Source organism: endosymbiont of Riftia pachyptila (vent Ph05), assembly GCF_000224455.1.
GTDB classification, from domain to species: domain Bacteria; phylum Pseudomonadota; class Gammaproteobacteria; order Chromatiales; family Chromatiaceae; genus Endoriftia; species Endoriftia persephonae.
This window is the reverse complement of the sequence record NZ_AFOC01000093.1, coordinates 1-13,533: the sequence shown is the minus strand read 5'-3', so window position 1 is coordinate 13,533 and position 13,533 is coordinate 1. Positions and strand designations below refer to the sequence as shown.

Here is a 13,533-nt window from a genome sequence, read left to right as displayed (position 1 = left end):
AACCGCAGCAGATCACCACGGCACGGGAGCCGACGTCGACGCCGTCTGGCTGGTGCGGGAGAGTGATGCTCTCGGTCCAGCCGCAGCATACCGGCAGGTCTGCAGTTTTGACGAGATCAGGCCCTGACTCCCCCGCCGGGGAGCCTTCAGTACACCCTCTCAGTCGCCCACCACGTAGTTGGGGATGACACCACGCTCTTCCAGCACGCTGAGAATCTGTGCAATACAATCCTCTAGGGTGTCGATCTCGGTATCGACGGTGATCTCGGGTTTCACCGGCGCCTCGTAGGGAGAGGAGATACCGGTAAATTCCGGGATCTCACCGGCACGAGCCTTCTGATAGAGCCCCTTTACGTCACGGCTCTCGCACTTCTCCAGCGAGCACTTGACGNAGACCTCGATGAAGTCGCCATGGGGAAACAGGCCACGGGCGCGCTCACGATCTTCGCGGATCGGCGAGATGAAGGCTGTCAGCGCGATCACCCCAGCATCGACAAACAGCTTCGCCATCTCACCGATGCGGCGAATGTTCTCGGTGCGGTCTTCAATACTGAAACCCAGATCTCGGCAGAGCCCGTGGCGCACATTGTCGCCATCAAACACGTAGGTGTGACAGCCACGCTGATGCAACTCCTCCTCCAGCGCATGCGCCAGGGTCGACTTACCCGATCCCGACAGGCCGGTAAACCAGAGCAATTTCGCCTTGTGACGATTCATTTTCTCCCGCCTCTCGCGGGTGACAGTGGCGTGGTGCCAAACGACGTTTTTATCCATATTTAATCGCGTTCTTCAAATAGGTGGACCGATTCCGTGCCTGAATACTTCCTTAAAATCCGCCCGTACGCTAGCAAATTATCCAGGCCAATATAAGTAACGCCCTGCAGGTACCAACGAACCGGAATGGAATTCTTGCGCAGGGTCTCATTTCTTAGCGGCCGCCAGCCTGCTGCCTGTAATCTGAGCCCAACCGATCGGCACAATTGCCCCAGAAATGTCCTGCCGCATTGAATGGCACAGCCCTGCATGAATAGGACGAGATAAAGCCAGGCTCGTAATTCACTGGTATGATGGCTGCTTTTTGCAACCCCAAGAGCACCATGCAGGCAGAGGAACAGCAACCCATCCGTCAGATCCAGCTCGGCGAGAGTCAGCTGACGCTGCTCGGCACCGCGCATGTCTCACGCACTAGCGCAGAGAAGGTGCGCGAGCTGCTGCAGAGTGGCGATTATGACTCGGTCGCGGTGGAGCTCTGCCCCAGCCGCTATAACGCCTTGCTAAATCCCGATGCGCTGGCGCAGATGGATCTGTTTCGCGTGGTGCGCGAGGGCCGCGTCACCATGGTGATGGCTAGTCTCGCCCTGAGCGCCTATCAACAGCGACTGGCGGACCAGTTCGGCATCGAACCCGGTGCCGAGCAGCGTGAGGCAGTGCGTATCGCCCAGGAGTCCAACAAACCGCTGCTGCTGATCGACAGGGAGATCAGCGTCACCTTCAAGCGGGTTGCTGGCAACCTCAGCTGGTTCAGACGCTTCAGTCTGTTTGTTGGCCTACTGGCGGGCATCCTCTCCAAAGAGGATGTGGCGGAAGAGGAGATCGAGCGCCTGAAAGAGGGCGACATATTAGAGACCACCTTTGCCGAGTTTGCCGAAGACCGCCAGGATCTGTTTCTGCCCCTGATCGACGAACGTGACCGCTACATGGCTGCGCGCCTGCGCGAAGAGATCGAACAGCAGGGCCATGAAAACATCCTGGTGGTGATCGGTGCCGGCCATCTGCAGGGGGTGGCAAACTACCTGCAGAGCGAGCCGGAACCCGCCAAGGCCACGATCAAGCAACTCGACTCTCTGCCGGAGCCGAGCCGCTGGCCGAAGCTGATCCCCTGGGTCATCGTCTGCCTGGTGCTCGGCGGCTTTGCGGCTGGTTTTTTCCGCAGCAGTAACCTGGGCTGGCAGCTGGTGCTCGACTGGGTACTGATCAACGGCGGGCTTTCAGCCCTCGGCGCACTGGTCGCAGCGGCCCATCCGCTGACCGTACTGACCGCGTTTGTTGCCGCCCCGCTGACCTCACTCAACCCGGCGATCGGCGCCGGCATGGTGACCGCCGCGGCAGAGCTCTATCTGCGCAAACCAACGGTGGCCGACTTTGGCCGGTTACGCAATGACACCACCCACTTCAAGGGTTGGTGGCACAACCGCGTCTCCCGCACCCTGCTGGTGTTCTTTCTCAGCACCCTCGGCTCAGCTGTCGGCACCTATCTGGCGGGCTTTCGCATCTTTGACCGCCTGGTCAACTAACCTCACGGTCGACCCGGCGCATTACCTCCAAGCGCAAGCGGCGCATCGCATCGCCCATCGCCTTACCACTCACCCACTTCGGCAGCTGACTGCTATCCACACTGGCGGCGGCCCGATAGAGCCGTCGCAAACGGTCGGCCTGAGGATAGGTGCGCTGCTCAAACCCCGCCCGCCCACGGAAATCGGCCTCGCAGACCAGTAGAAACGCCTCCAGTCGCTGCGGCCGGCGAAACGCATCCAGTCGCTCCAGCAGCTTCAGGCGGGTGGTGGCTTTCAGCTCATCCAGGTGGTGCAGCTGGCTGTGGTAACGGCCGCAACACTCTGCTAGCTCCTGGTACCGGGTGGGCACCCGCAGACGACGACAGAGTGCTCGCAGGATTGCTACCCCGCGCTCCTCATGGCCATGGTGGCTGGGCAAGATATGCGCCGGGGTCGATGCCTTGCCGAGGTCGTGGGTAAGAGCGGCAAAACGGATGCTCTGCTCATCCGATAGCCGGGCGGCCTGCGCCAGCACCATCATCGTATGCACGCCGGTATCGATCTCCGGGTGCCAGCGCTCTGGCTGGGGCACCCCCCAAAGGCTGTCCAGTTCAGGCAACAGCCGAGCCAGCGCGCCAACCTCCCGCAGGGCCGCAAAAAACGGCACCGGATTCGGCTCGCCAAGGGCCTTGTCGAGCTCTTGCCAGACCGCGCTCCGGCACCAGCTCGTTGAGTTGGCCCGCATCAACCATCGAGCGCATCAACTCCCTAGTCTCCCCGGCGATACGAAACCCCAGAGACGCAAAGCGCGCCATGAAACGCGCCACCCGCAACACCCGGATCGGATCCTCGGCAAACGCCGGTGAGATGTGGCGCAGCACGCGCCGCTCGAGATCCCGGCGTCCACCAAACGGATCGATGAGCTCTCCGTCGTCACTCTCTGCCATCGCGTTGATGGTGAGATCCCGCCGCGACAGATCCTCCTCCAGGGTCACCCCCGGATGGGCCAGGGGCGCGGCCGGAGTCTGGCGAGAACCGCTGGTGGTGCGTGCCAGGGCATACTCGCTACCATCCTGCGGATGGATGAAGATCGGAAAGTCACGCCCCACCTGGCGAAACCCCTGTTGCAGAAGCTGCTCCGGCGTCGCCCCCACCACCAGGTAGTCGCGCTCGGTCACCGGCAACCCCAGCAACCGATCGCGCACCGCGCCACCGACCAGATAGGTCTGCATCAGCGGCCGATGCGCGCCTGTTGCAGACGCTTGCGGGCTGCCGCCACTGCCGCCTCGGCCTGCTCGATGCGCTCAAAGTATTCAGGCCGGATGCGCCGGCCTTTGCCGCCACCGATGGTCTGCCGATCTTCGTCTCGCAACACCCTGGCCTGCTCCAGGCGCTGCTCCGCCTCTTGCAACTGCTGCTCCGCCTGCTCGACCACTCTGGCGCGCTGTTTCCGCTTATATTCGCGTTGCGCAACGGCCTTGTCCGCAGCCCGGCGGATCTCACTCTCTCGCTGCTGCGCCTGCTGCTGTGCTGCGGCAGAGGGTTTAGACTCAACCTGGATGCGCTGTGTCTCGACAGAGTCCGACTGGGGGGTATCGGAGTAGATCACCCGGCCTTCCGGGTCCACCGAGCGGTAGAGCGTATCGGCACTGAGCGACACCGGCAGCAACAGCAGCAGCCAGCCGCATAGTCTGAGAGTTGTTGACATCATCTTCACCCCACTTTTGCAACCGCTCCAGCCGCCAGTCTATCAGAAGCCGCCCACGCCACGGCCACTCCATCGGCTGGGGAAACTAATGCCTGCATTGCTCGATCTCACCCTGGAAGCCTCCCAGCAGGCTGCTACATTATGCCTAAGCATAGATTCCAGATTGTGCAGCCAGAGATGAGGAGTAATAGTGATGCTTGACTACGCCGAGAAGCGGGACTTCGTGCGGATGGAGATGGATTGTCCGGCGCGTTTTCGTATCAGCGGCCAGCCGCAATTGGCGACCGGCATTGTTAGAAACCTGAGTAGCAGCGGTTTGCTGCTGGAGTTTGACCAGGAACTGGCGACCGGCACGGAACTGGCCTTGGAGATACTACCAGGCAAATCGATTACCCCCCCCTTTGCGGCCATCCTCAGCGTAATCCGCAGCAGCCCCATGGAGCACGCGAATTTCAGCATCGCCTGCGCCATCGAACGGATATTGGGAGAGAAGGATACCGGCCCCGACTTTCCCTGATCCTGTCCGCCTCCCAAGCCGCTTCAATCGACTGCCCGGGTTAGTTGGGGCGCAGCTTTCCATGTTTGGGATCAATGCATGCCGACAGGAGTTTTAATATACAATACCGACTTGCCCGCACGCCATGAGTGATGCGGGCGTTTTTCGTTTTGAGCCGGAGCGGACTATGCCAACAGCCGTCAAGCCGCGGATCCGTGAGATCCCCTACAACTACACCTCTTTTTCTGACCGGGAGATCGTCATTCGCTTTCTCGGTGAGGAGCTGTGGCGGGTCATTGAGGATCTCCGGGGCTCGCGCCGCACCGGCCGCTCCGCCCGCATGCTGTTCGAAGTGCTCGGCGACATGTGGGTGGTAAGCCGCAATCCCTACCTGCAGGACGACCTGTTGCAGAATGAGGAGCGCCGCCAGGCCCTGATCAACGCCCTGCACCATCGTCTTGATCAGTTTGAGCTGCGCACCAATGAAAACCAGCAGGCGATCCACCTGTTGCACGCCTCACGCCAGGCGGTGGAGGCATTCGAGGCACGCTTCATCCGGCAGATTGAGCTACGCCGCCAAGTAAAGCGTAATCTGATCGGCCTGACCCGCAAAGACAATGTGGATTTCAGCGGCCTTGCGCGGGTCGCCCACGCCACCGACGCCACCGACTGGCGCGTCGAGATCCCCTTCGTGGTCATCACCCCCGACACCGAGGCGGAGGTAGCAGCAGTGGTGCGCGCCTGCATCGCCTCCGGTCTGACCATCATCCCACGCGGTGGCGGCACCGGTTACACCGGAAGTGCGGTGCCGCTCGACCCCCACTCGGCGGTGATCAACACTGAGAAGCTGGAGCAACTGGGGGAGATCGAGAGCATCGCACTGCCCGGCGTGGCGGAACCGGTGCCGACCATTGTCGCCGGCGCAGGGGTGATCACGCGGCGGGTCTCGGAACAGGCGGAGGCCGCCGGGCTCGCCTTTGCCGTCGACCCCACCTCCCAGGACGCCTCCACCATCGGTGGCAATATCGCAATGAACGCCGGCGGCAAGAAGGCGGTACTGTGGGGCACCACCCTCGATAACCTCGCCAGCTGGCGCATGGTGACCCCGGACGGCAGCTGGATGGAGGTGGAGCGGCTCGATCACAATCTGGGCAAAATCCACGATCAGCCCGAGGTGCGTTTCCGCATCAGCCGCTATGCCAACGACGGCACCACACCACTCGCTGAACCGGAGATCCTACAGATACCCGGCAGCGCCTTCCGCAAGGCGGGGCTGGGCAAGGATGTCACCGACAAGTTTCTCTCCGGCCTGCCAGGGGTGCAGAAGGAGGGTTGCGACGGCCTGATCACCTCCGCCCGTTTCGTGTTGCACCGCATGCCTGAGCAGGTTCGCACCCTCTGTCTGGAGTTCTTCGGCAGCGACATCGGCCGGGCGGTGCCGGCCATCGTCGAGATCAAAGCGTATCTGGACCGGCACGACAAGGTCACGTTGGTGGGTCTGGAGCACCTCGATGAGCGCTATCTGAAGGCGGTCAAATACTCCACCAAGGCGGCCCGCGCCGAGCCCCCAAGATGGTGCTGCTGGCCGACATCGCCAGCGATCAGGCGGACCAGGTCAGCAGCGCGGCAGACCAGGTGGTCGAACTGGTGGAGGCACGCGGCGGCGAGGGTTTTATCGCCAGCAGCGCCGAGGCGCGCAGACATTTCTGGCTNGACCGGGCCCGCACCGCCGCCATCTCCGCCCACACCAACGCCTTCAAGATCAACGAAGACGTGGTGATCCCGCTGGAGCGGCTGGCCGACTACAGTCGCGGCATCGAGCGCATTAATATCGAGGAATCGATCAGCAACAAGATCGAGATCGCTGATGCCGTTCTCGACTATCTACAGAGCAGCGAATGGCGCGATCTGGCCAGCGAGGCCTTCGGTGCCAGCGATGAGAATGAAGCGATCTCCCGCGCCAAGATCAGCCTGGCGCAGAGCGCCGTTGAGCGGGCGCGGGGGCGCTGGAGCGAGACCCTGCAACAGATCGAACAGCCTGCCGCCGACCACCGGCAGCTGCTGAGCGAAGCGGAGGCCCAACACATCCAGCCAAACGACCGGTTGCTCGATCTGCTACTGCGCCGTGACCTGCTGATCTCCTACCGGCAGGAGATAGCTCTGCAGCTGGATGAGGCCTTCCCCGGCCAGGAAATGCAGCCGCTACGCCACGCGCTGCGCGAGATCCACCAGCGGCTCCGGGAGTCGCGGCTGTTCGTGGCGCTGCACATGCATGCCGGTGACGGCAACGTGCATACCAATATCCCTGTCCACTCCGACAACTACGCGATGCTGCACCGCGCCGAGCGGATGGTGGACCGCATCATGGCACTGGCCTCCTCGCTGGGCGGAGCGATCTCTGGTGAGCACGGCATTGGCCTGACCAAGCTGCAGTACCTAGAGCCGGAGAAGCTGCAGGCGTTTGCCCGCTACAAGGCACAGGTCGATCCCGAACAGCATTTCAACCGTGGCAAGCTGGCTATCGGTGCCGATCTGCGCAACGCCTACACTCCTTCGCTCAAGCTGCTGGAGCAGGAGGCAATCATCCTCGAAGAGAGTGAGCTGGGCGCGCTCAACGACGAGATCAAACACTGTCTGCGCTGTGGCAAGTGCAAGCCGGTCTGCATGACCCATGTACCACGTGCCAACCTGCTCTACTCACCGCGCAACAAGATCCTCGCTACCGGCCTGATCATCGAAGCCTTCCTCTACGAGGAGCAGACCCGCCGCGGTCTATCGCAACGCCATTTCGATGAGATGAACGACGTGGCCGACCACTGCACCGTCTGCCACAAGTGCCTCACGCCCTGCCCGGTCAATATCGACTTCGGTGAGGTCACCACCCGCATGCGCAAGATCCTCACCGAGCGCGGCCAGAAGCGCCGCAGCCTGGGTGCGATGGCGGCGATGAGTTTCCTCAATATGACCGATCCACGGGCGATCCGCTGGATGCGCCTGGGGCTGGCCGAGTGGGGATTCAAGGCGCTTAATCTGGCGCATGGGCTAGCCAAGCGCAGTGGTCTACTGAAACAGCGCAGCACCCTACCCCGCGCCACCACAGGCAGACCGGAGGTAAAGACCCTGGCGCTGGAGATGCTGAGCTACCCGATCCGGGTAGAGCCACCCAAGCAGAGCCTGCGGGCGATGCTCAAACTAGAGGATCACACCACTATACCGATCCTGCACAGCCCTAAGGGGTCGCCCGAAGAAAACGAGGCGGTCTTCTATTTCCCAGGCTGCGGCTCAGAGCGCCTCTACAGCGAGATCGGTCTGGCGACCCTAGCGATGCTGGCCGAGACTGGCGCCACCACCGTGCTCCCCCCCGGCTATCTCTGCTGCGGCTACCCACAGAGCGCGGCCGGACAGGCGCAGCGCGGTCACCAGATCACCACTGAGAACCGGGTGCTGTTTCACCGTGTCGCGAATACTCTCAACTACATGGATATTCGCACCGTGGTGGTCTCCTGCGGCACGTGCATAGATCAGCTGCTGAAGTATGAATTTGAAAAGATCTTTCCCGGCTGCCGACTGCTCGACATCCATGAATACCTGATGGAAAAAGGGATCAAGATTACTGACGGCGCGCCGGGCAATTACCTCTTCCATGACCCCTGCCATAGCCCGATGAAGCTGCATGATCCACTCGAGGTCACTGCCTCCCTCACTGGCGGCAGGGTCGAGCTATCGGATCGCTGTTGTGGCGAAGCCGGCACCCTCGGCACCAGTCGGCCCGACATCGCCCACCAGCTGCGCTTCCGCAAGGAGGAGGAACTCCAAGCCGGGTTGGCCAAACTGGTGATGATGCAAAGCCGGGCCATATCAGCGTCAAGCTGCTGACCAGCTGCCCTGCCTGCCAGCAGGGCCTAAGCCGTTATACCGACTCAACCGGCCTCAAACCCACTTATATTGTGGTCGAACTGGCAAACAGGATGCTGGGAGAGCGGTGGCAGCAGCAATTTATCCAGCAGATGAGTCAGCAGGGCATCGAACGAGTGCTACTTTGATAAGGTGCCAGCAACTACTTTTGCTAAAGCATTTGGAGATCAGCTGGTGGCAAGTGGCTGGTTTTGTCGAGGTTGGTCGGGTTGTGCCAGCATACAATGCCGATTTTTTAACGCGAAAAAATCGCTGATGCTGGGAGGGCCGCTGGAATTGATTAATTTATCAGCGCTTCCTTCGTGGCTTGTGTAAAAATGACTCCCGGCCGTTTTTTGGAGCGCAAGGCTATCCGCCCATGATTCGTTCGGAGCCTCCCTAAGAAGCTGCTTCGCTCTCGAAATGTTTCAGCAAGTTCTCCAGCTCGCTCAACCGCTCAAGCGCCTGTGCCACTGATTCCCCCTCCTGCTGGCGCTGCTCCAGCAGAGCCCGGGCCTGTTTGCTGATCGCCTCCAGCTGCGGCGGATCAAACAGGGTCACAGCCACCTGAAACTCCTCTTCAGAAGCGCTCAGCAGAGTCGGCACCAAGTCATCTTCACCTATCAGAGAGTCGGGGGAGAGCAGGTCCACCGCCAACGGGTGTTCCAGCATCTCATAGTGCAGCCGCCTGGCTTCTTCCTCCTGCTGCAGTTCCTGATGGGCCAGGGTGTCATTGCCGGCACCTCGCCACACCGCCTGCATAATCACCGCCACCAGCTTGCTGATCGCATCCTTGTTGGCGCCCTGCTCATCGGCCAGACCGCAGGCGGTCTCATAGGCCTTGTCGAGACGCTCTTTCAGTTCGAGGATCACATCGCTCTGTTCGTGGGGACCAAGTCCGACCGCTTCACCCACCAGCTTGCGCAGCTCTTCGATAAAGCTCACCAGCTCTTCGTGATCTTTGCGCTGTGCCTCTTCCAACGCAGAGGGCGTAAGCGAACGCTCACTTTTGTCGAACAGAGGGTTGTTGTGTTTTCGCATCAGGTGCCGCTCATAGCGACCCGGCATTGTGCTGAATAGCAGTTTCATCAAATCCTACCTAATAGATCGAAAAGGCTGTGCTGCCGCGTCAGCAGCCCTCATCCTGACTAGCCTGAAAGTCGGGGTTGATCGCCTCGTAGAGTGATGAGTAGTCATCTTCCCCATGTCCCGCAGCCTGCGCCTCACCGAAGACTCTTAGCATCGTCTGCGGCAACTGCGCATCGATGCCCAGCTCATCCACCACGCGGCTGAAAAGATCCACATCTTTGATCAGATGCTTAAGGGGAAAGTTGGGGTTGGCATAATCGTGGCTCAGCATCTTCGCCAGCTTCTTGTCGAAGGTCGGCGCATAGAGCGCGCTCTCTCGCAGCAGGCCCATGAACTGCTCCACATCGATGCCTTCGGCCCGCACCAGCCCAAGGCTCAGGGAGAAGGCAGAGGTGAGCGAAGCGATCAGTTGGTTCATCGCCAGCTTCATCGCCGCACCCTGACCAACCTCGCCGATGCGCTGCACCTGCTTGCCGAGACAACGCAACAACAACAGCATCTGCTGGTAGATCTCTGCATCACCTCCGGCCATCACGATCAGGTTGCCGGACCGTGCCTCCGGGATGCTGCCGAGCACCGGTGCCTCCAGGTAGTGTCCACCAACCGCCTCCACCGCAGAGGCAATCTCGCGGCTCTGATTCGGTGCGATGGTTCCCATCTGTACCACGACCTTGCCTGCCAGCCCACTGAGTGACGAGGGCTGCAACAGGGTCGCACGGATAGCTGCGGCATCGCTCAGGGTCAGCAGGACAGCCTCCCCCTGGGCAATCGCGGCTGTCAGATCAGATTCGACCGGAATACCTTTAGCTTGCACCTGACCGTAAGCAACCTGGGAGCGGTTCCAGGCAACCAGCTCATGCCCGCACTGGATTAGCCGCTGTGCGATCGGCTTCCCCATCAGCCCCAATCCGATAAGCGTGATCTTCATGTTGTCTTCACTCTAGATGCGAAGCCAAGAGGTATAAGGCTTGTTTGATCAAGGGAATCAGTAACCCGCCTGCAGATAGAGCATCGGTCCCTGAAAGGTGTAATCGAACTCACCCCGCAGGTTGTCATCATCGGCGGAGAGGCTGTATCCGTAATAGGTGTAGCCGCCGCCGATGCCGAAGTTTTTACTGAAGTCATAGCGCACCGAAATGCTGCCATTTACCAGACTGCCAGAATAAGCATCATAATCGAGCGCAAACACCTGCGCCCAAGCATCCAGTTTCAGCTTGGGGGAGATCCAATAGGCACCATCCAGACCCAGGCTGGGTAGCGGGATGCTCACGTCGGCATCATAGCTGGGGCCAGCAAGGCGCGTGCTAATCCCTGTGGAGAGTGAGGTCACATGGACACCGAGCAGGCTCTCGATCTGCCAGTCTTCGTTCTGATAGAGCTTATAACGCCACGCCAGACGTGCGACCTTCGAATCAAAGAAGCTGTCGACGAGCGTATCAACGGTATAGTCCTCACCATCAATAGTGATGGTGCTGTTGAGCATACTGCTGCCACTGCGTGATAACTCCACATAGGAGAGATCGATGGCGTGATTCTCATTAAAGCGATAGGTGATATCCAGCATCGGCAGGATCTCCCGCTCTCCCAGGCCAAGTTGATCCTCCATGTTAAAGCTGGTCCCGATTGTGCCATCTTTTGAATCGAGCCTGAGCTCAGTAGCGGTGCTGGCCCAGAAGGCGGCAAGGCGTACCTCTATCGTATTCGGCTCAGCCATTGCCTCGAAGGTAGCTAACAGGCCGACAACCAGTAATCTAAAGCCCACAATCACTTTACGCTTGTTCACTCTGCTATTTACTCCCTGGTAAAGATCTGGATGCCTGATGATAGGGCCGGCTTAATTCATGCACGGCCTCGACAAAGGCCCCGGCATGTTCCGGCGGAATATTGGGATGAATGCCATGGCCCAAATTGAAGACGTGACCCTCGCCCGGACCGAAACTCTCGAGCACCCGGCCAACCTCTTCACGAATACGCTCGGGTGAAGCATAGAGCACGCAGGGATCCATATTGCCCTGCAGCACTACCTTGTCACCGACGCGCCGGCGCGCCTCGGCTAGATCGAGGGTCCAGTCGATGCCGAGTGCATCGCAGCCGCTCTCGGCCATCCGCTCGAGCCAGAGCCCTCCGCCCTTGGTGAAGAGGATCACCGGCACCTGGCGGCCCTCCGCCTCGCGGGTCAGCCCCTGGATGATGCGTTGCATGTAGTCGAGGGAAAAGGCCTGGTAGGCGGCCGGGGTGAGTGCGCCACCCCAGGTATCGAAGATCATCACCGCCTGTGCACCGGCGGCAATCTGCGCATTCAGGTAGGCGGTGACCGAATCGGCAACCCGGCTGAGCAGCTGATGCATCAGCTCGGGACGATCGAACATCATCCCCTTTACCTGGGCGAAGTTCTTGGTGCCGCCGCCCTCGACCATGTAGGTGGCCAGGGTCCAGGGGCTGCCTGAGAAGCCGATCAGCGGCACCCGTCCATCCAGCTCGCGGCGGATGGTGCGCACCGCATCCATCACGTAGCCCAGGTCATCCTCCATGTCGGGCAGACCCAGCGCCTTGACCGCTGCCTCATCACGCACCGGGCGTTCGAAGCGTGGCCCTTCTCCTTCGGTGAAGTAGAGCCCCAGTCCCATGGCGTCGGGTACGGTGAGGATATCGGAGAAGAGGATCGCCGCATCCAGCGGGTAGCGGTCGAGGGGCTGGATGGTCACCTCGCATGCCAGTTCAGGATTACGGCAGAGGTCCATGAAGCTACCGGCCTTGGCGCGGGTGGCCCGGTACTCCGGCAGATAGCGCCCGGCCTGACGCATCATCCAGACGGGTGTGACATCAACCGGCTGCCGCAGCAGAGCCCGGAGGAATCGATCGTTTTTTAGGGTGCTCACTTAGGGATCCTGATATCGTCTCTCGCTCAAACTTACCGGGCGGATTCTACACAGTTTGCCGCATTCCCGCCTCCATCGAGTCAAACCCATGTAACATTCGGCTGCGATAGTGTCCCGGAAGTCCGCAACAGTTTAACCTGGCTTGATGCAAGTGAATCTGAAGGAGTTTGGCATGTCCGCAATGCAGAAGATCATCCTTGAAAAGAAGGCGGCACTGGCCGAGTCGGTGGGGATACCTCTATCGGCTCTAGCGGCGCTCTGCGCCGAAGTCTGGCCAGATGCTGATGCCATCGACACCACTCTGCAGCGCCATCTCAAGGATCTGACACACTGCGAGACACTCTACGCCTGGGATCTGGATGGCAGGGAGATCTCCTCGCTAATCCGTGACGGTGTTGCCGACCCCGCATGGCGCGGGCGGGACCTCTCCCATCGCCCCTATCTAAAAAACAACCTGCCGTTCAAAGGCATCATGCTCTCCTCCGTCTACCAGAGCGCCTATTCGGGTAAAGAGTGTGTCACCGCCCTGCAAGCGGTACGTCGAGAAGATCAGCTGATGGGCTTTATCGCTGCCGACTTCTCCCTCAACAAGCTGCTTGCCGATACTCCAGCGCTGGCCGCGGAGAGCCAATGGCAACAGTTCAAAGGCGACCCGGCGGTACGCAGTACCCTGTTCATGCAGCAGCGGGTTCAAAGCCTGCTGGATGAGAATATCGATTCGGTACACGACACCGTACTGACGCTGATGAGCACCCACGGCATCTTCCACAGTAAGATCCACTACTCCAGCGGGCGCTGTTCCTTCTGGTTGCTGGAGGATCCCTACTCCTATCGCATTCATGGTGTGCTGGAAATCATCGATCCCGATATCAGCCTCGCCTATCCACTGCACGACTATCCCGCCGTGGCCAAGGTCACTCCCAGCCAGCTGCGCGCCGCACTCGATGGGCTGAAGGCACTGCGCTTCGCCGACGAGACCATCTATCTGCGCAGCGCCTCACTCAACATCATGAATGGCATGATCGGGCTCACTTTCTCCTGTGATGGCTCACACTACATGTCGATCGACGAATTTCTGGAGAAGAACCTGGTTTTCTGGGTCGGAGAACTGGCGACAGAGCAGACTTCCTCGTGACAGCGAGGCAAATGGAGTCATGAATATTAAATAGAACGGGGCGCCTTACGCGCCCCTTT

The 13,533-nt window shown here is 60.4% G+C and carries 9 protein-coding genes and 2 pseudogenes; 4 read left to right on the top strand and 7 right to left on the bottom strand.

The window, feature by feature from the left end; all coding sequences use genetic code 11:
* Positions 1-159: 159 nt before the first annotated feature.
* A complete protein-coding gene (gene cysC, locus RIFP1SYM_RS13230; protein ID WP_005965555.1) occupies positions 160-774 on the bottom strand; it encodes an adenylyl-sulfate kinase in 615 nt (204 codons plus the stop codon).
* Positions 775-1,097: 323 nt separating this feature from the next.
* Here cysC and RIFP1SYM_RS13225 point away from each other — a divergent pair, with 323 nt between their 5' ends.
* On the top strand, positions 1,098-2,294 hold the full coding sequence (locus RIFP1SYM_RS13225; protein WP_039960501.1) for a TraB/GumN family protein: 1,197 nt from the start codon (positions 1,098-1,100) through the stop codon (positions 2,292-2,294).
* On the opposite strand, the pseudogene RIFP1SYM_RS13220 reads toward RIFP1SYM_RS13225, so the two are convergent.
* Positions 2,287-3,505: pseudogene (locus tag RIFP1SYM_RS13220) on the bottom strand (multifunctional CCA addition/repair protein). The gene RIFP1SYM_RS13225 and the pseudogene RIFP1SYM_RS13220 overlap by 8 nt on opposite strands.
* Positions 3,505-3,984 (bottom strand): DUF4124 domain-containing protein, encoded by a 480-nt coding sequence (locus RIFP1SYM_RS13215; protein WP_006475139.1) that lies wholly within the window; start codon positions 3,982-3,984, stop codon positions 3,505-3,507. Before RIFP1SYM_RS13215 ends, RIFP1SYM_RS13220 begins: the two are co-directional and overlap by 1 nt.
* 190 nt (positions 3,985-4,174) lie before the next feature.
* Here RIFP1SYM_RS13215 and RIFP1SYM_RS13210 point away from each other — a divergent pair, with 190 nt between their 5' ends.
* Together RIFP1SYM_RS13210 and RIFP1SYM_RS13205 are read left to right on the top strand one after the other, a co-directional pair.
* Positions 4,175-4,498: a PilZ domain-containing protein gene (locus RIFP1SYM_RS13210; RefSeq protein ID WP_006475138.1), complete on the top strand. Its 324-nt coding sequence runs from the start codon at positions 4,175-4,177 to the stop codon at positions 4,496-4,498.
* Positions 4,499-4,664: 166 nt separating this feature from the next.
* Positions 4,665-8,520, top strand: a pseudogene (locus tag RIFP1SYM_RS13205) (DUF3683 domain-containing protein).
* Positions 8,521-8,770: 250 nt separating this feature from the next.
* Here RIFP1SYM_RS13205 and RIFP1SYM_RS13200 read toward each other — a convergent pair.
* The 4 genes from RIFP1SYM_RS13200 to hemE are packed head-to-tail and all read right to left on the bottom strand — an operon-like array spanning position 8,771 to position 12,339.
* Positions 8,771-9,460 carry a hypothetical protein gene (locus RIFP1SYM_RS13200; protein WP_039960499.1) on the bottom strand — a complete coding sequence of 230 codons (690 nt, stop codon included), beginning with the start codon at positions 9,458-9,460 and terminating at the stop codon, positions 8,771-8,773.
* Positions 9,461-9,500: 40 nt separating this feature from the next.
* A complete protein-coding gene (locus RIFP1SYM_RS13195) occupies positions 9,501-10,388 on the bottom strand; it encodes an NAD(P)-dependent oxidoreductase (RefSeq protein ID WP_005965538.1) in 888 nt (295 codons plus the stop codon).
* Between the two features lie 57 nt (positions 10,389-10,445).
* Positions 10,446-11,243, bottom strand: a complete 798-nt coding sequence (locus RIFP1SYM_RS13190) for a hypothetical protein (protein ID WP_005965536.1) — start codon at positions 11,241-11,243, stop codon at positions 10,446-10,448.
* A gap of 4 nt (positions 11,244-11,247) precedes the next feature.
* On the bottom strand, positions 11,248-12,339 hold the full coding sequence (gene hemE / locus RIFP1SYM_RS13185) for a uroporphyrinogen decarboxylase (protein ID WP_005965534.1): 1,092 nt from the start codon (positions 12,337-12,339) through the stop codon (positions 11,248-11,250).
* 172 nt (positions 12,340-12,511) lie between these two features.
* Between hemE and RIFP1SYM_RS13180 the strand changes: the two genes are divergently transcribed.
* A complete protein-coding gene (locus RIFP1SYM_RS13180; RefSeq protein ID WP_039960500.1) occupies positions 12,512-13,474 on the top strand; it encodes a PDC sensor domain-containing protein in 963 nt (320 codons plus the stop codon).
* The last annotated feature ends 59 nt before the right edge of the window (positions 13,475-13,533 follow it).